The sequence below is a fragment of the Klebsiella sp. PK01 genome, from assembly GCF_057624675.1.
The window spans coordinates 118,495-136,346 of sequence record NZ_JBYEZM010000004.1 but is presented as its reverse complement, the minus strand read 5'-3'; the positions used below and the strand labels follow the sequence as shown (position 1 = coordinate 136,346).

At 56.2% G+C, this 17,852-nt stretch carries 18 protein-coding genes; 7 read left to right on the top strand and 11 right to left on the bottom strand.

All coding sequences use genetic code 11. The features are described from left to right. Positions 1 to 77: 77 nt before the first annotated feature. Entirely contained in the window at positions 78 to 887 is an 810-nt protein-coding gene (gene proC / locus AC22LX_RS13870; protein WP_063447731.1) for a pyrroline-5-carboxylate reductase, read from the top strand. A 49-nt stretch (positions 888 to 936) separates the two neighbouring features. On the opposite strand, the gene AC22LX_RS13865 is transcribed toward proC, so the two are convergent. The 4 genes from AC22LX_RS13865 to AC22LX_RS13850 all read right to left on the bottom strand — a co-directional run bounded on the left by AC22LX_RS13865 (position 937) and on the right by AC22LX_RS13850 (position 4,626). Further along, positions 937 to 1,248 (bottom strand): PsiF family protein, encoded by a 312-nt coding sequence (locus AC22LX_RS13865; RefSeq protein WP_047078668.1) that lies wholly within the window; start codon positions 1,246 to 1,248, stop codon positions 937 to 939. 91 nt (positions 1,249 to 1,339) lie between these two features. Next, the gene (phoA, locus tag AC22LX_RS13860) at positions 1,340 to 2,755 is read right to left on the bottom strand and encodes an alkaline phosphatase (RefSeq protein ID WP_015368025.1); all 1,416 of its coding nucleotides are present in this window, start codon (positions 2,753 to 2,755) and stop codon (positions 1,340 to 1,342) included. A 100-nt stretch (positions 2,756 to 2,855) separates the two neighbouring features. Beyond that, positions 2,856 to 3,116, bottom strand: coding sequence for an anti-adapter protein IraP (gene iraP, locus AC22LX_RS13855; RefSeq protein ID WP_045390972.1), 261 nt, complete (start codon positions 3,114 to 3,116; stop codon positions 2,856 to 2,858). A gap of 310 nt (positions 3,117 to 3,426) precedes the next feature. Then, complete coding sequence (locus tag AC22LX_RS13850) at positions 3,427 to 4,626, bottom strand: multidrug efflux MFS transporter (RefSeq protein ID WP_045390975.1); 1,200 nt, start codon at positions 4,624 to 4,626, stop codon at positions 3,427 to 3,429. Positions 4,627 to 4,928: 302 nt separating this feature from the next. On the opposite strand from AC22LX_RS13850, the gene ddlA reads away from it, so the two are divergent. Beyond that, positions 4,929 to 6,026 carry a D-alanine--D-alanine ligase gene (gene ddlA / locus AC22LX_RS13845; protein ID WP_045390977.1) on the top strand — a complete coding sequence of 366 codons (1,098 nt, stop codon included), beginning with the start codon at positions 4,929 to 4,931 and terminating at the stop codon, positions 6,024 to 6,026. A 512-nt stretch (positions 6,027 to 6,538) separates the two neighbouring features. On the opposite strand, the gene AC22LX_RS13840 is transcribed toward ddlA, so the two are convergent. Then, positions 6,539 to 6,742 carry a DUF2754 family protein gene (locus AC22LX_RS13840; RefSeq protein WP_045390980.1) on the bottom strand — a complete coding sequence of 68 codons (204 nt, stop codon included), beginning with the start codon at positions 6,740 to 6,742 and terminating at the stop codon, positions 6,539 to 6,541. 243 nt (positions 6,743 to 6,985) lie between these two features. Between AC22LX_RS13840 and AC22LX_RS13835 the strand changes: the two genes are divergently transcribed. Further along, positions 6,986 to 7,291: a DUF2755 family protein gene (locus tag AC22LX_RS13835; protein ID WP_015704540.1), complete on the top strand. Its 306-nt coding sequence runs from the start codon at positions 6,986 to 6,988 to the stop codon at positions 7,289 to 7,291. Here AC22LX_RS13835 and AC22LX_RS13830 read toward each other — a convergent pair. The 3 genes from AC22LX_RS13830 to AC22LX_RS13820 form a co-directional block, all read right to left on the bottom strand. After that, a complete protein-coding gene (locus AC22LX_RS13830; RefSeq protein WP_045390983.1) occupies positions 7,288 to 8,391 on the bottom strand; it encodes a DUF1615 domain-containing protein in 1,104 nt (367 codons plus the stop codon). The two genes, AC22LX_RS13835 and AC22LX_RS13830, sit on opposite strands and share 4 nt — an antisense overlap. Before the next feature lie 22 nt (positions 8,392 to 8,413). Next, on the bottom strand, positions 8,414 to 9,634 hold the full coding sequence (gene sbmA, locus AC22LX_RS13825; protein WP_045390986.1) for a peptide antibiotic transporter SbmA: 1,221 nt from the start codon (positions 9,632 to 9,634) through the stop codon (positions 8,414 to 8,416). A 116-nt stretch (positions 9,635 to 9,750) separates the two neighbouring features. Next, positions 9,751 to 10,263 (bottom strand): isochorismatase family protein, encoded by a 513-nt coding sequence (locus tag AC22LX_RS13820; RefSeq protein ID WP_163310962.1) that lies wholly within the window; start codon positions 10,261 to 10,263, stop codon positions 9,751 to 9,753. A 221-nt stretch (positions 10,264 to 10,484) separates the two neighbouring features. Here AC22LX_RS13820 and ampH point away from each other — a divergent pair, with 221 nt between their 5' ends. From ampH to olsF, 4 genes are all read left to right on the top strand, one after another. Further along, entirely contained in the window at positions 10,485 to 11,645 is a 1,161-nt protein-coding gene (ampH, locus tag AC22LX_RS13815; protein ID WP_020079517.1) for a D-alanyl-D-alanine-carboxypeptidase/endopeptidase AmpH, read from the top strand. A 107-nt stretch (positions 11,646 to 11,752) separates the two neighbouring features. Then, positions 11,753 to 12,727, top strand: a complete 975-nt coding sequence (hemB, locus tag AC22LX_RS13810) for a porphobilinogen synthase (RefSeq protein WP_015368036.1) — start codon at positions 11,753 to 11,755, stop codon at positions 12,725 to 12,727. A 189-nt stretch (positions 12,728 to 12,916) separates the two neighbouring features. Then, on the top strand, positions 12,917 to 13,408 hold the full coding sequence (locus tag AC22LX_RS13805) for an REP-associated tyrosine transposase (RefSeq protein ID WP_074165841.1): 492 nt from the start codon (positions 12,917 to 12,919) through the stop codon (positions 13,406 to 13,408). A 298-nt stretch (positions 13,409 to 13,706) separates the two neighbouring features. Continuing rightward, complete coding sequence (olsF, locus tag AC22LX_RS13800) at positions 13,707 to 15,407, top strand: bifunctional ornithine lipid synthase OlsF (protein ID WP_163310959.1); 1,701 nt, start codon at positions 13,707 to 13,709, stop codon at positions 15,405 to 15,407. Positions 15,408 to 15,411: 4 nt separating this feature from the next. Here olsF and tauD read toward each other — a convergent pair whose 3' ends face one another. The 3 genes from tauD to tauB are packed head-to-tail and all read right to left on the bottom strand — an operon-like array spanning position 15,412 to position 17,851. Continuing rightward, a complete protein-coding gene (gene tauD, locus AC22LX_RS13795; protein WP_047078672.1) occupies positions 15,412 to 16,263 on the bottom strand; it encodes a taurine dioxygenase in 852 nt (283 codons plus the stop codon). Next, a complete protein-coding gene (gene tauC / locus AC22LX_RS13790; RefSeq protein ID WP_045390998.1) occupies positions 16,260 to 17,087 on the bottom strand; it encodes a taurine ABC transporter permease TauC in 828 nt (275 codons plus the stop codon). Before tauC ends, tauD begins: the two co-directional genes overlap by 4 nt. After that, positions 17,084 to 17,851: a taurine ABC transporter ATP-binding subunit gene (gene tauB / locus AC22LX_RS13785; RefSeq protein WP_045380937.1), complete on the bottom strand. Its 768-nt coding sequence runs from the start codon at positions 17,849 to 17,851 to the stop codon at positions 17,084 to 17,086. Before tauB ends, tauC begins: the two co-directional genes overlap by 4 nt. Position 17,852: the final 1 nt, after the last annotated feature.

Genomic DNA, 17,852 nt, shown 5'->3' with positions numbered 1-17,852 from the left:
CCTGCTTTTCTCCCCCAGAAAAGCGCCAGGATGATAAGCTAGTGGGATCGTAACGAAAAATGCAGAGGGGAAAGGTAATGGATAAGAAAATTGGCTTTATCGGCTGCGGTAACATGGGTAAAGCCATTCTCGGCGGCCTGATCGCCAGCGGACAAGTGCAACCGGCGCAAATCTGGGTCTATACCCCATCGCCGGACAAAGTTGCCGCCCTGCATGACCAGTACGGTATTAATGCGGCGGAAAGCGCGCAGGAAGTCGCTCAGGTCGCCGATATCGTCTTCGGCGCGGTGAAGCCGGGGATCATGACCAAGGTATTAAGCGATATCGCTTCCAGTCTGAACAAAGATTCGCTGGTGGTCTCGATAGCCGCAGGCGTCACGCTGGATCAGCTGGCGCGCGCGCTGGGCCACGATCGCAAAATTATTCGCGCCATGCCGAACACGCCGTCGCTGGTGAACGCCGGGATGACCTCCGTGACGCCAAACGCGCTGGTCAGCGCGGAAGAGATCGCCGAGGTATTAACCATTTTCCGCTGCTTCGGCCTGGCGGAAACCATCGCCGAACCGATGATTCACCCGGTGGTTGGCGTCAGCGGTTCCGCGCCGGCTTACGTCTTTATGTTTATCGAAGCCATGGCCGATGCCGCCGTTCTCGGCGGTATGCCGCGCGCGCAGGCCTACAAATTCGCCGCGCAGGCGGTCATGGGGTCAGCGAAGATGGTACTGGAAAGCGGCGAACATCCGGGCGCGCTGAAAGATATGGTCTGCTCGCCGGGCGGCACCACCATTGAAGCGGTTCGCGTACTGGAAGAAAAAGGTTTCCGTTCAGCCGTTATCGAAGCAATGGCGAAGTGTATGGAAAAATCAGAGCAACTGAGCCGTTCCTGATAATCCTCAAAGAGACTACGGGTGAGGCGCCACCGCCCCACCCGTCATCTTATTTCTTCAGGCAGGTACTCATAAACTTATTACGATCGTCACCCTTCAGCGATTTCGACGACGCTTCTTTGCTACAAGCGCTCATCTTCTGCTGTTGAGGCGTCAGCGTCTTGCCGGCCGCTGGCGCATCTTTCTTCAGGCAATTGCTCATAAAGGCTTTACGTTCATCCCCCTTCAGCGACTTTGACGCCGCTTCGGTATTACATACGCTCATTTTCTGCTGCTGAGGCGTTAACGTTTTATCTGCGGCACTTACCGCGGCAACAAAGACCAAACCAAAAAGTAGGGTTACCAGAAATGTTATTTTCATCACACCATCCCTCTGTTAGTGGATCTCTGTAAGTCTGGTCGCTATCAGCAAAAAAACCAGCCGGTAACGTAAATTCGTTACCGGCCGCGGGTTATTTCAGACCCAGCGCGTCTTTCATGGTGTAAAACAGATCGGTCTGGTCGGTAAGACCCACGACGTTGCCCGCATGCGGGCCGTAGGCGGCAATACGCAGTTGGGTGCCGGTGTGTTCCATCGACTCTTCTTCAGAGTTGCCATAGCTCATCACCATTACCGCCCCATCTTTGGTCGTCAGCGCCTGGGTCAGGCCCGGCGCTTTCGTGTCGGCCGGGATAATCTGGCTGGAGTGGGCGTGATCGGCGGTGACGATCACCAGGGTATTACCCTCTTTTTTGGCAAATTCCAGCGCTTTCTGTACCGCTTCATCGAGGTCGACGGTTTCGCCAATCTGGCCGCAAGGGTTTGCCGCGTGGTCCTGTTTATCGATAGACGCCCCCTCAACCTGCAGGAAGAAACCTTTCTCGTTGCGGCTCAGGAGATCAATCGCTTTTTCGGTCATCTGCGCCAGCGTCGGTACGGAAGCATCGCGTTTCGGGTTTGGGGTACAGGTTACCGGCGGTTTGTCGATATTGCCGTGATAAGAGGCTTTCGGGCCTTCCCACCGCACCGGCATATTGCCGTCGGAGAACAGACCGAGCAACGGTTTACCCTGATTTGCTTCGCTGATAGCGGCGAGAGAAGCGGCGTCGGTCACAATCTGATAGCCGCGAGCGACCGCCTGCTCATGCAGGGTTTTCCCCTGCCACTCCCCTGCGGTCGCCGTTTCAGCAAAGGTCTTCGCCCCGCCGCCTAAAGAGACATCCGGACGGGCATTCAGCAGTTGTTCGGTGATAGAGCCCTTGCCGCCTTTTTCCAGCGCGTTGCTGGCGCATTTTTCGCTGGTCACGCTGGGACCATAGCATTTACGCGAGGTCACATGGGCCACCTGCGCCGCCGGCGTCGCATCCTGCAGCTCAGCCGTCGAGACATTGCCGGTGGCAAGACCCGCGGCTTTCGCCAGCTCAAGGATGGTCTGATGATCTTTTTCGTGGATATCAACGCCCAGCGCGCCGTTATAGCTTTTCACGCCGGTGGTCCACGCGGTTGCCGAAGCGGCGGAATCCGTCACGTAATCCGGTTTGCCGGTTTTTTTATCCAGAGAATAATGAGTGTACTGGCCCGTCAGCGGCAGGGCATCAATACCTTTAAAGAAACCGCCGGCGCCTTCGGCATAATTTCGAGCGGCGGTAATTTCTGAATCGCCCATGCCATCGCCAATGAGCAAAATAATATTTTTCGCCGGCTTATTGATTAAAGAAGCGCGCAGCGCTTCGGTCTGATCGCCCGTTAAACGGCGCGCGCCGCCTGGGGTCGTGATATCGCCCTGGGCCGCGCGATTTTCCAGCACCGGCGAAGAAGTTGTTTGTGCATGAATAACCGGGGGAGCCAGCAGCGGTAACAGGGCAATAAAGAGGGCAGATAATTTCACTTTGTCGTCTCCATGTAAAAAATACTTAAAAAACAAAACGAGGGAGACTTTATAAAAGTGGTGTGACAGAAAAATGACAGCATCCTTACTGGTCACATGATTAGTTACGAGGATGCCGGAGCAGCTTTTTTATATATTGCTGCAGAAGGTGGGTGTCACGGTCGTCCACCAGCGGTCCGGGCTTTACCTGCTCCATGGCGGTTTCGATATCCTGAATCAAACGTTGCTGCGCATCCTCAGCCATATGGCGCAGCAGCGCGGTGACGACAATTTCCAGCGCCTCAACCTGTACCGTCAGCTCTTTCGCCTCTTCTTCTTTTTGCGCCAGATTGACCAACAGCTCAGCAATGAGATTTTTCATTACGCATTATCCTTAAGCAACATCCATAATGGCCTAGTTATGTCATACATTGGCATATCGATACCAGAATTATTTTGAAATAATAGGGTTATTCCTGCAATAATATTCAGCGAAACGTTTTTATTACCGCCAGGCAACAAAGGGAAAGCCCCTATCATTAATAGCAAAAAGATAATTCTATAACCAAATTTAATAGTAAATAATAAAATGGAATATGTGTCGCACTATTTAAGGATAACTAAAGGTAATGGTTAATAGCTATATCAGCTGATTAATATAAGGCGCCCTTATGAGCGCCCAATATTTTTATTTAAACGGCCGCGCGGCGGCTACGGCGTAACATAATCGCCAGTTGCCAGATATTAATCAGGACAATCAACGCAGTGGCAATAAACACCCAGCGGAACCCCGCCATTGCCGAGACCGAAGCGCCAATGAGCGGCCCGGCGACATTACCCAGATACATAAATGACTGGTTATAACCGAAAATACGCCCGGTGACGTTATCGCTGCAGTATTTCAAGAGCAGCGTCTGAACCGCCGGTAACATCGCGCCGTCGGCAAAGCCCAGCAGGAAGCGCAATACCCCGAGCTGGAGCGGCGAGGTCACGAACGACATCGCAAAGAACATCACCACCGCGCAGCATAACGTCGCCAGCAAAATGCGCGACGTCCCGATGCGATCGCCGAGTTTTCCCAGGCGAGGCGCGGAAATCAATGCCGAAATCCCCGGTACGGCGGCAATCATCCCCGCCAGAAACGCGATATTGTTGCTGTCCGGCGCCATCGACTTGATAAATAATGCCAGAATCGGCCCGATAGAGCCGTTACACAACTGGATAACCAGGGTGGTGAAAAACAGGCTAATCACCAGCCCCGGATGGGTCAATGAAGCAAAGACCGCTTTGCCGCTCAGGCGTTCAGCTTTGCTCACTTGCGGCCGGGCGCCCTCTTTAATCAGAAACAACGTCACGAGGAAACTGACCGTCAGTAAAATCGCGGTAATGAAAAACACCGCCCGCAGGCCGACGTGGTCAGCAAGAAAACCGCCGAGCAGCGGGCCGCCGATCACGCCGCTTATCTGCGCCGTCGACAGCGTACTGAGCGCCCAACCGCTGCGTTCACGCGGCACCTGCGAGGCCACCAGCGCCATGGCGTTGGGAATATAACCGGAGGTCAGCCCCATTACCGCACGCAAAATAAATAGCTGCCAGACGTTGTTCGCAAAAGCCTGCAGCAAAATCGCAATCGCCATACCAAGGGAGGCGCGCAGCAGCATGAGTTTGCGCCCTTTGCGGTCTGCCAGGCTCCCCCACATCGGCGAGACAATCGCCGACACCAGGAAGGTGACGCTAAAGGTCAAGCCCGACCACATCGACAGCGCTTCGTGTGAGGTAACGCCCAACTGAGAGACATACAGCGGTAAGAAGGGCAGAATTTGACTGATGGCGAGTCCGGTGAAAAAACAGCCGAACCAGACAGAAATGAGATTAACCTTCCAGGATTCCATAACTACGCGTATTCATTAGTGTTTCGTTAATTATTACCTAGCTTAGCAATTTCCGTCTCCGCACGTAGCACCAGAGATGCGCATGCCGCGAGTTTGGTGTTTTATCGCCCTGACCGCGGAGTAGACAAACATAATCGAAGATAACCGCATTGTCGTCAGTGGGATGTGCTGAGGCACATCGTCGGATAGTGGCGAATGCGCAGCATTTAACCCTCTGCTGTAAAGGGTAAAGATTCAGGCAGCCATCTCGCTAAAACACATGCTATGTTATGTGTTTTGATGTAATCAGGATGGAAGTTGAAATGGCTAAAATGAGGGTTGGGATCGTTTTTGGCGGTAAGTCGGCAGAACATGAAGTGTCGCTGCAGTCAGCCAAAAATATCGTCGAAGCAATTGATAAGACACGCTTTGATGTTGTGCTGCTGGGAATCGATAAACAGGGGCTTTGGCATATCAACGATGCCAGCAACTATCTGCTGAACCCGCAGGATCCCGCTCATATCGCGCTGCGCCCGTCCGACGTGACGCTGGCGCAAATTCCTGGTCGCGATGCCCATCAGTTGATCAACGCCGATAGCGGCCAGCCGCTGGCGGCCATCGACGTCATCTTCCCGATTGTTCACGGCACCCTTGGCGAAGATGGTTCGCTGCAGGGGATGCTGCGGATGGCGAATTTGCCGTTCGTCGGCTCCGATGTGCTGGGCTCCGCCGCCTGCATGGATAAAGACGTCACTAAACGCCTGCTACGCGATGCCGGTCTGTCGATTGCGCCGTTCATCACCCTGACTCGCGCCAACCGCCAGCAGTTCAGCTTTGCCGATGTCAAAGCGAAGCTGGGACTACCGCTGTTCGTGAAGCCCGCGAACCAGGGTTCTTCCGTCGGCGTCAGCAAAGTGAAGAGCGAAGAAGAGTATCGGCAGGCCGTCGCGTTAGCCTTTGAGTTCGACCATAAAGTGGTGGTTGAACAAGGGATTAAGGGCCGTGAAATCGAGTGCGCGGTGCTGGGCAATGATTATCCCCAGGCCAGCACCTGCGGGGAGATCGTACTCAATAGCGAATTCTATGCCTACGATACCAAGTACATCGATGATAAAGGCGCGCAGGTGGTGGTTCCGGCAGCCATCGCCCCGGAGATCAACGACAAAATCCGCGATATCGCCGTCCGCGCTTATCAAACGCTCGGCTGCAGCGGAATGGCCCGCGTTGACGTCTTCCTGACGGAAGATAACGAGGTGGTGATCAACGAAATCAACACGCTGCCGGGCTTCACCAACATCAGTATGTATCCGAAGCTGTGGCAGGCCAGCGGCCTGGATTACACCAGCCTGATAAGCCGCCTGATCGAGTTGGCGCTGGAGCGCCACGCAGCCGACCGCGCGCTGAAAACCTCAATGAACTAAGCATTTTTCCCGGGTAGCGGCGTACCGCCTTACCCGGGCTACCGCGGTGCCGTTATTTTGTCGGATGGCGGCTAACGCCTTATCCGACCTACGGTCCGTGCGGCCTGCTGTTAATTTCTTCACCACGCTGGCTGACACTACTGGTGCTCTCCCCCCCCGGTGGCGCTGCTACAGCGCTTTGCGATTTGGTAGCCCGGAGAAGGCGCAACGCGCCGCGTCCGGGAAAAACCCTTAAAAAGTCGCAAACCGATAACAGTATCTACGCCGGCATGTGATCTGTAGGCCCGCGCAAGCGTAGCGCCGCCGGGCAATAACCGCGGGTAAAAAGCCACTTTCGCGCCGGATGGCGGCGGCGACTGGCCGCCCTCTGTGCGCTCCCTGCGCCATGAGAGACATAACGCAGAAGAATTATCGGGAGCGCAATGTGCCTGGAAACACCACAGAACAACCGTTTTTCCAGGGCGAAACGATCGCAAACCGATAATAATAACTACCATGTCTTGCCGGGGATATTACGCCTCTTCTGCCGGACGGCGGCGAATAACAAATCCCGCCAGCCAGAAGCTCACTACCCACGTCACCAAACCGACGGCATAAGATTGCCAGCCCTGCGCGTCAAACCCCAACAGCCCCACCACGCCATTGAGAATAAAAATTAACCCCAGCGCAAACGCGTAGTAGTGCCAGTCACGGCGGATTTTGTCGGTCAGCTTCATAACGACTCCTGCGGAAAAAAAACATCATCGCATAGCCGCCCGCCGCGCCAACAAGATTGTTCGCACAATGCGAAGCCGCTCTCCCTTTTGTGCAATGCGGGCTCGCCGGCAGTTTTGTCAAAACAGGATTATTCCTGGCAGAAATTACCAGCAATCTGATACAGGGAAACGCCCGGCGCTGCCAGAATTCCTGTCTATAGAGCTGGAGGAAAAACCAGCGGAACAGATGTTGCGGAGGTTTATATGGCTGAATTTACGTTTTCAAAAACGCTGATGGGGAGCAACAAAAAGAAGGTATCGATCACCAGCGGTAACATTGCCTACGCGCTTTTTGTTCTGCTGTGCATCTGGGCCGGCGCGCAAATGTTGAGCATGCTGGTACACGCGCCAGGCGTATTCGAACATCTCATTCAGATTCAGGATACCAACCGCCCGCGCATTGAGATTGGGCTCGGCGTCGGTACCCTGTTCGGTTTAATTCCGTTCCTGTTTGGTAGCCTGCTGGTCGGCGCGCTGGGGCTTATCCTGCGCTGGTACCATAACCGTTAACGACGCGCCATACAGCTGGCGCGGCGATCGTCGACCCGCTTAGCAAACCACGCGGTAGTAAGATTGCGGGTGATTTTCGGGCTTTCCAGCTGGATCCCCGGCAACATCTCGCGCGGAAGCGTTTTCCCGGCCTTTTTCTCGGCGATTTTGAATATTTTCTTATACAAATCACTCTCTTCAAACGCCAGGCTATCGCCCTTTTTCAGTTGGCGATGGATATCGCCATCGCTCATCCCCAACTGCCCGGCTAAACGGCGCACCGCCAGCTCAGTCGTTCCGGGTTCATCGCTGTCATAACGAATAAGATCGCCATCCAGCGCCAGCTTAACGCCGGTGGCTTTAACCACCGCATTCTGGAAGGCGGCGTTACGGCTGGCATACCAACCGGCATTGAAATCAGCAAAGCGGTACAGCGGCACGCTATAGTTAGCCGGGTAGTTGAGCAGATGATAGGTGCCGAACCACAACCCGCCGCGCAGGCTGAAGACTTCCTGGCGCACGGTGCCGTCCATTTTCCACGGATAGCCATCGGTGTGCTGCTGGGCAAAGGCGATGCTTACCTGCATTGGTCCGCCGGTATGCACCGGGTTGAGAGAGCCGAACAGCTTCTGGCCCATCGGCACCATGCCGATGAAGTCATCAAAAATCGCGCTTAGCTGTTTTTCCGTTTTGACGTTATCGAGGCGCTCGCTGTAACTTTTACCGTTCGGCGAGGTGATTTTCAGCGCGGTATGCACCAGAAATACCGGGATATGCATTTTTTCCGCCCGACGGTCAATTTCCTGCCAGGCGATTTTATTCAGGCCCGGTACCGCCGGATCGGCCTGATAGTTTGATTCCTGCTGGGCGACCGCCAGCACCGAACAGACGTTTTCTTCCGTCGGCGCCAGCTTCTGGCTGTCAAAGGTTTTGGCAATCGCCTGCGCCCAGGCCTCGCGGTCTTTGACGCTGGCAGGCATTTTTTGCCGCACCACGGCGGCGACATCCACCGGCTTCTCGCCTTCTTTCAACTTAGGCGCCTGCTGGCTGGTACAGGCGCTCAGCACCAACCCGGCCAGCAGCGTAAAAGAGAGTGAAACACCGCGAGAAACCTGCGCCATAAACCTTCCTTGCATTCATTAATTAATTAACGGTTGAAGAGACTTCCTGCAGCCCTTTGTTATCCAGTTCGCGCTCAAAGCTGCGCAGACGTTTATAGATGGACATCAGTTCCACCAGCGTGGTCCACGAACTAATCAGATACTGGAACGAGCCGCGAACCTGACCGAACACGTTGGTGATCTGGGTCATCAGGCCGAGCGTAATCGTACCGGCGACAATCGACGGAAACAGCAGGAACAAGCCGAAAACGTTATCCACCTGCAGGTAAAGAATACGGGCAATATTGAAATACATATAGTGGAAATAGAGGCGGAAGTAGTTGCGGCGCACCGCGCTGAACAGCTCGCGCACGGTCGGCGGCGTGGCGCGGTTGGCGTCATCCTCGCCATACACCAGCTCTTTACGATAGGCGGCTTCTACCCGCTGGTTTTTAAATTGCAGGCCCGGCAGCTTGATCCCGACCACCGCCAGCAGCCCGGTTCCCATCAGCGACCACACGATAGCGGCAATCACCAGCCCATACGGTAAATGGCCAACGATCGGCAGGTCCGGCACATGCGCCGACAGCGAAACCAGCACCGGCAGGAAGGCAATCAGCGTCATTACCGCATTAATAAAGCTTACGCCCATATCTTCAAGCGTCGCGGCGAAGCGCATGGTGTCTTCCTGCACACGCTGAGCGGCACCTTCGATATGGCGCAGATGCTGCCAGTGTTCCATATAGTGTTCGTTCATCGCGGTACGCCAGCGGAACACATAGTGGCTTACGAAGAAGTTATTCAGCACGCCAATCACCACCGCAATCAGCGCGATGCCAAGAAAAATGCCAATCTCGTGGTAGAACTGATTGATGCTGACCTTGTGCGGCGTGGCCAGCGCGCTCTGAATCAAGTCATAGAACGGCGCATACCAGGCGTTGATCGCCACCCCAACTTCCACCAAAAACCAGGTGACAAAAATAATCAACGAGGTGCCGAGAATAGACCAGTATTGCCAGCGATGCGGGCTATAGATAAACCAGAACAGCGCGAAGGCGCCGACGCAGAACAGGTAATACGCGTAAAACACCAAATAGTTGAGCGACCAGAACCGCGCCGCGCTGATGGCGACATCCTGCGATGCGCCGGTTATCCGCAGCAGCCAGTCGCCGCCGCCCGCCTGCCAAAAGATCACCGCCAGCAGCGACCAGATAAAGGCAGAAATAAAAAACGGCCCCGGTTTGGGGAAAAAAGCTTTAAACATCGTACTCTCCTGCTAACTTCTTATCGTTCTGTTTTTGCTGTGTACCACACGTACGCCCGCCGCAACGCGCGGCGGCGAAGTAAAGCGGACCCATGATGAGACCGGATATCAGCGACTTAGTTCGTCTGCCATTCGGCAAGAATTGTTTCTACGGGTTTCACGCGTAAAGGATTATCGGGAAGGGTGAAAGTCCGCCACACCTCGTTATAGTGAGCGATCAGCGTTTTAGCCTCGGCGGCGGCGCGATTGGCGGTGGTATGGGCATCTTCGGCAATGGTGATGGCGTAGCCGCGGCTGGCGCCGTTTTTGATGGTGGTATCGACGCAATAATCGGTCGCGCAGCCGCAGATAACAAAAGCGTGAGTTCCGTTCTCGCGCAGCACCTGTTCAAGATCGGTTTTATAAAACGCATCACAGGCCGTTTTGGTGACGTAGCGCGCCCCGGCGGGTTGCACCAGTTCAGGCAGCAGCGCGAATCCTTCGCTTCCTTCTTCCAGCCCGCCTGCTTCAGCGTGCTGAATGAAAATAACGCTATCGGCGGCGTGAATCAGGCGATTGATTTGCGCTACGCAGCGTTCGCGATCGACACGCGGCGTCTCGAATACGCCGTTTTGCATATCCACTACCATCAGAACCCGTTGAGATGCCATCACCACTCTCTTTTATAAGATGAATAAGAGCTTAATCATACGCGTCAGGCGGAAAAGCAGATATCTGAAAGCGGAAAAAAGTCATTTTTACGCACCGTTACGCTTTTCTGTGAAATATTGTCGTTATTCCCACTTTGCTCGCCGCGACTTCGTAGTATAAATACGGTGTATATTCCCCTAATAAACGATGGATGCCTCCGTTGAAACGTAGTTTGCTCATTTTTGCTGCGCTGTGCGCGGCGTCGTGGACCTCAGCCCAGGCGGTTCAGCCGAGCGTTGATCCGGTATTTACTTCTGATGTGGTCGACCGCTTCGCCGAACATATTTATTACGGCAGCGGCGCCACCGGCATGGCGATGGTGGTTATCGACGGCAACCAGCGCGTATTCCGCAGCTTCGGCGAAACCCGTCCGGGTAATAATCAGCATCCACAATTGGATTCCGTTATCCGCATCGCCTCTCTGAGTAAGCTGATGACCAGTGAAATGCTGGTGAAACTGCTCGATCAGGGGGTGGTTAAGCTTGACGATCCGCTGAGTAAATACGCGCCGCCTGGCGCGCGGGTGCCAACCTACCAGGGCGTACCGATTACGCTGGTCAATCTCGCGACCCACACCAGCGCCCTGCCGCGCGAGCAGCCCGGCGGCGCGGCGCATCGCCCGGTATTCGTCTGGCCGACTCGCCAGCAGCGCTGGAATTGGCTGTCGACGGCTACGCTTAAAACCACGCCGGGTTCGCAGGCGGCCTATTCCAACCTGGCCTTCGACCTGCTGGCCGATGCGCTATCGACCGCCGCCGGTAAGCCCTACCCGCAGCTGTTTGAAGAACAAATCACCCGCCCGCTCGGCATGAAGGACACCACCTTCACCCCATCGCCGGATCAGTGTCAGCGCTTGATGGTGGCGGAGAAAGGCGCCAGCCCGTGTAATAACACCCTCGCGGCCATCGGCAGCGGCGGCGTGTATTCGACCCCGGGCGATATGATGCGCTGGATGCAGCAGTTCCTCTCTTCGGATTTCTATACTCGCGGCCAGCAGGCCGATCGCATGCAGACGCTGATTTATCAACGTACCCAGCTCACCCGAGTGATCGGCATGGATGTTCCGGGTAAAGCCGATGCGCTGGGTCTTGGCTGGGTGTACATGAAGCCGAAAAACGGCCATCCGGGCATTATCCAGAAAACCGGCGGCGGCGGCGGATTTATTACCTATATGGCGATGAACCCGCAGGCTAACGTCGGGGTCTTCGTGGTGGTGACCCGTTCCGCGTTGACCCGTTTCAGCGCCATGAGCGACGGCGTCAACGACCTCGTCAGCGCCTTAAGCGGCGTGCAGCCGAATATGGAAACCGCCAGCCAGTAATCGTTGCGGGATGTTTTGCCACTGATTGTTAAGGATCGTTTTGGCGAAACATCCCGCTGTCGTTTGCGGTACACTACCTTCTTTCATTTCACAAAATCAGGCAAACCATGACAGATTTAATCACTCGCCCACGCCGCCTGCGTCAATCCGCCTCGCTGCGCGCCATGTTTGAAGAGACAACACTGAGTTTGAACGACCTGGTGTTGCCGATCTTTGTTGAAGAAGAAATTGACGATTACAAAGCCATCGAAGCGATGCCTGGCGTCATGCGTATTCCGGAAAAACATCTGGCGCGCGAAATTGAGCGCATCGCCAACGCCGGGATTCGTTCAGTGATGACCTTTGGTATTTCCCACCATACCGACGCGACCGGTAGCGACACCTGGAATGAAAACGGTCTGGTGGCGCGCATGACCCGTATCGCCAAACAGGCGGTGCCGGAAATGATCGTCATGTCCGATACCTGCTTCTGCGAATACACCTCGCACGGCCACTGCGGCGTGTTGTGCGAGCACGGCGTCGATAACGATGCGACTCTGGAAAACCTCGGTAAGCAGGCGGTAGTCGCCGCGGCCGCCGGCGCTGATTTCATCGCGCCATCCGCCGCGATGGATGGACAGGTACAGGCGATCCGCCGTTCGCTGGATGCCGCAGGCTTTACCAATACCGCGATTATGTCTTACTCAACCAAATTCGCGTCATCGTTCTACGGCCCGTTCCGCGAAGCCGCCGGTACCGCGCTGAAGGGCGATCGTAAAACTTACCAGATGAGCCCGATGAACCGTCGCGAGGCAATTCGTGAGTCATTGCTCGATGAAGCCCAGGGCGCGGACTGCCTGATGGTGAAACCGGCCGGCGCCTATCTGGATATCCTGCGTGATATCCGCGAGCGCAGCAACCTGCCGCTCGGCGCTTATCAGGTCAGCGGCGAGTACGCGATGATCAAATTTGCCGCGCAGGCTGGCGCTATCGACGAAGAGAAAGTGGTGCTGGAAAGCCTTGGCGCAATTAAACGCGCGGGCGCGGACCTGATCTTCAGCTATTTCGCCCTCGATCTGGCCGAGAAAAAAATCCTGCGTTAAACCTGCCCTCTTCCCGGTAGCGCTGACGCTTACCGGGGCTACCTTGTAGCCCGGATGAGGCGTGAGCCGCTATCCGGGAATCAGATTTTGCGTGCTGCTTTCCATCTTCCGTGACGGCTCCTTGGCGAACCTTCTCTTCTCCTTTAACGACTTAAATCACATTATAAACGCTGGCTACCAGGAGAAGCTGTGGTTGCTTATCGACGCTATTACATCAAGGGGGGAACCTGGTTCTTTACCGTTAATTTGAAGGACCGTAGAAGCATGCTTCTGACTGAAAGAATTGCATTATTTCGCTACTCCGTTTCCGTTGTAAAACAACGTCGCCCTTTTATCATTAATGCTTGGGTGGTATTGCCTGAACATCTCCACTGTATCTGGACACTTCCCAACAATGATGACGATTTTTCTTCCCGCTGGCGCGATATCAAAGGCTGCTTTAGTAGAACATTAAAACGACAACATATCTGGCAACCTCGCTTCTGGGAGCATGCCATACGTGATGAAGAAGATTATCGCCGCCATGTTGATTACATACATATCAATCCATTAAAACATGGCTGGGTTACGCAGGTTATAGATTGGCCATTTTCAACCTTTCATCGAGATGTCCAACGCGGGCTATATCCTGCAAACTGGGCTGGCGAAAGCTTGGATCTTAGCTGCGGCGAACGCCGATAGCCCCTCCCCGGTGGCGCTGACGCTTACCGGGGCTACCAACCAAATGCCAAACCGTAGCCCGGATAAGGCGTAAACCGCTATCCGGGGATCCTCCCCGGTGGCGCTGACGCTTACCGGGGCTACCAACCAAATGCCAAACCGTAGCCCGGATAAGGCGTAAGCCGCTATCCGGGAATTCTCCCGGTGGCGCTGACGCTATCCGGGAAACCTCGCCTGCTGAGACCGAATCTTCACCGAATTGTAATCTGAACGACATCTGCGCCTTCTACTGTCTGGGCAGGACAGAGGAGGAGTCACTATGTTTAGTCTCGACAACGTTCTCGATGACCTGTGGCCTCAGGCGAGGCCCGCCCCCTGGCAGAAAAAGGTGTTGAAAAAGCTTCTGCATGAAGAAGAGTTCCAGCAATTTGCCGCCCGCCATCGTCACCTGAAAGGACTGGATACGGTCGAACAGGTCCTAGAACATCTCAATATCCGCTGCGCTATCCCGGCGCATGACCTTGAACAAATCCCCGAACATGGCCCGCTGGTGATTATCGCCAACCATCCGACCGGGACGCTCGATGGGCTCGCCCTGCTTTATGCGGTCTCCCGCGTGCGGCGCGATGTCAAAGTCGTCACTAACCGCATGCTGACCCATCTTGAACCGCTAAGCTCGCTGTTTATTCCGGTCGATAATATCAACGGCCGTACCGCCAAAGCGGCGCTGCAGCAGATGGACCAGCAGCTTCAGCAGGGCGGCGTGCTGATCTTCTTCCCTGCGGGGGAAGTCTCGCGCCTGACCCGCCGCGGCATCCGTGATAAAAAATGGCATCCCGGCTTCATCAAGCTGGCGGCGAAATACCGCGCGCCGCTGCTGCCGGCCTGGATCCGCGCCCACAACAGCCCGCTGTTCTACGCCAGCGCCCTGCTCTCCGAGAATCTGCCGCTGCTGCTGTTAATGCAGCAGATGTTTCGCCGCCGCGATAGCAGCTTGCCCTTACGCATTGGCCAGCAAATCGCGTGGTCATCGTGGCATCAGCCGCAGCTTTCCACCCGCGAACTGGCGGACCGGTGCTACCGCCACGTCGAGCGCCTCGGTAAAGGACACCCCGGCCTGTTTAAAAGCGAAAGCGCGATCGCCCGCCCGGAAGACCGCGCGCTGCTCAAACGCGAGCTGGCAAAAACCGAATGTCTGGGCAAAACCGCCGACGGTAAACTGATTTATCTGTGGCAGCGCAACGGCCAGGAAGAGGCGCCGCTGCTGCGCGAACTGGGCCGTCTGCGGGAGATAGCCTTCCGGGCGGTCGGAGAAGGCAGCGGCAAACGCCGCGATATTGATAGCTACGATGATGACTACCTGCACCTGATTTTATGGGATGAAGAGGATCTGGAGATCGTCGGCGCCTATCGTTTTATGCCTACCGCCATGCAACTTGAGAAACGGGGAGTGGAGGGCATCTACAGCTACAGCCTGTTCCACTACGACGCGCGGATGGACGATATTCTGCAGCACGGGATTGAACTGGGGCGCAGCTTTATTCAGCCGCGCTATTGGGGGCGCCGCGGGCTGGATTATCTCTGGTCAGGCATCGGCGCCTGGCTGGCGCGAAACCCGCACTATCGCTATCTTTTTGGCCCGGTCTCGATTTCCGGCGGCTTGCCGCCCGATGCCCGCGATTTGCTGGTCGCCTTCTACCGCTTATGGTTTCCGGCGACGCATCCGCTGGCCAAATCGCGCCGCCCCTACCCAGCTTCGCTACCCGACGTGCTGGCGCAGTTTGGCGGCGAGGATTACACCGAAGACCTGACGCGGCTGAAGTCGCTGCTCGGTAATCTCGGCTGCGCCATTCCGCCGCTGTATAAACAGTACTCGGAAGTGTGCGAGCCGGGCGGCGTGCAGTTTATCGATTTCGGCAGCGACCCGGACTTTAATCACTGCGTCGATGGGCTAGTACTGGTGGATTTAACCTACCTCAAAGCCAACCGCTACCAGCGCTACATCGGCGCGCATCTCTAGCCGTTTATCCCGCCCGGTAGAACGGCTTATCGCCAAGAATTGTCGCGCGGTGCATGATGCGCCGCTGCGGCAGATAGTCGGCGTTAGCGTAATGCTGCGTCACCCGGTTATCCCAAATCGCCACGTCGTTCGGCTGCCAGCGCCAGCGCACCTGGAATTCCGGTTTAGTGACGTGAGCAAACAGGAAATTCAGCAGCGCCTCGCTCTCTTTCTCGCTGACATCCACAATGCGGGTGGTAAATCCTTCATTGACGAACAGCGCCTGCTTACCGGTTACCGGATGGGTACGTACCACCGGGTGCAACAGCGGCGGGTTCTTCGCCACCGCCTCGCGCCAGCGCTGATGCTCCACTTCCGTCTTGTTGTACTTATACTCCTGGAACGATTTGCGGAAATCGTGCTCCGCGCGTAAACCGCTCAACAGCTGGCGGAACGGTTCGGAGAGCGCTTCCCACGCGGCAATACCGCTGGTCCATAGGGTATCGCCGCCGGTAGAAGGTAACTCCTTCGCCGCCAGAATCGCCCCCGCCGGCGGCGTGTCGATAAAGGTCACGTCGGTATGCCAGTTATCGTTGTCCGGCGGATTATCGTTATGGGTATCCAGTACGATAATTTCATCCACGCCCGGCGCATGCGGATAGACCGGATGAATATGCAAATCGCCGAACCGTAACGCCAGATCGCGCTGCTGTTGCGGGGTGATATTTTGCTCGCGCAGGAACACCACCTGATGACGCAGTACCGCGTGATATAGCTGCTCGAACTGATTGTCGCTTAACGGACGGGTCAAATCGGCTCCGGCCACCTGCGCGCCAATATACGGCCCCAACGGGGTAATGCTAAGACGTTCACTCATTGTACTTCTCCATGCCAGGGCGTCAGGCGGCGCTGCAACGCGCGCAGTCCCAGTTCCAGAACAAATGCGATTATCGCAATCACCGCGATCCCGGCTAACACCACATCGGTCGCCAGGAATTCACCGGCGGATTGCACCATAAAACCTAAGCCGCGAGTGGCGGCAATCAGCTCCGCCGCCACCAGCGTCGACCAACCGACGCCAAGGCCAATGCGCAGGCCGGTAAGAATTTCCGGCAGCGCGCCCGGCAGGATCACCAGCCACAGCACCTGAGCGCGACTGGCCCCTAAAGACTGCGCGGCGCGAATACGGACCTGCTGCGCGCTTTTAACCCCCGCCAGCGTCGACATCACTACCGGGGCGAAAATAGCCAGATAGATCAGTAAGATTTTCGGCGTTTCGCCAATGCCGAACCAGATGATCACCAGCGGCAGCCACGCCAGCGGCGGTACCGGACGATACAGTTCGATCAGCGGGTCGAGGATCCCGCGTACCGTTGGGCTCAATCCCATGGCGATCCCCACCGGCACGCCAACGATCGCCGCCAGTACCAGCGCGATGGCGATACGCGTCAGGCTCGCCGCCAGATGCTGCCACAGGGTCGCGTCCATAAAGCCTTGCGGCCCGGCAATGGTCAGTAGCTTCTGCAATACCTGCCACGGCGAGGGTAAAAACAGCGGGCTAATCAACTGCAGCGCGGTCACCGCCCACCAGATAGCCAGCAACACCGCCAGCGTCGCTACGCTAAGGGTCAACTGCCGTGAGAGCGGCCAGCGCCACTTCAGCGCGCGCTGGCGCGGTTTATCATTGAGGACCACGCTCATGAGAAAGCCTCCCGTTGTTCGAACACCCGGCTAAGCACATATTCGCGCTGGGCGATAAATTGCGGATCCGATTTAATGCTGCGGCAGGATTCACCGGCGACAAAACGGCGGCCAAACTCCAGCGGCAGGCGTTCCTGCACCCGCCCCGGCCCCGGCGACAGCAGCACCAGCTCGCTGGCCATAAATACCGCTTCTTCTATATCGTGGGTAATCAACAGCACCTGCTTGCCGGTTTCATGCCACAGTCGCAGCAGCAGAGTTTGCATCTGCTCGCGAGTAAAGGCGTCGAGCGCGCCGAAGGGCTCATCCAGCAGCAAAAGCTGCGGATCCGCCGCCAGCGCGCGCGCAATACCGACACGCTGACGCTGGCCGCCGGAAAGCTGCCAGATAAAGCGTTTTTCCGCCCCCTGCAGGCCGACTTTTTTTAACATCTGCGCGGCGATTTCCCGGCGTTGGGTCTTTTCAACCCCCGCCAGCTGTAATCCCAGCGCGACGTTATCCAGCACGTTGCGCCACGGCAACAGGCCTTCATTTTGAAACACCACGCCGCGATCGGCGCCCGGCCCGTCGATGCGACGGCCTTCGAGAGTGATGCTGCCGTGCTGGTAAGGCACGAATCCGGCAATCAGGTTCAGCAGCGTGGTTTTGCCGCAGCCGGAAGGGCCCAGCACCACCAGCAGTTCGCCGCTGTCCAACGTCAGGTTGATATCCGCCAGCGCCGGTTTACCGCCATAATCAGCGGAGAGATGCGAGATTTGCAGCATC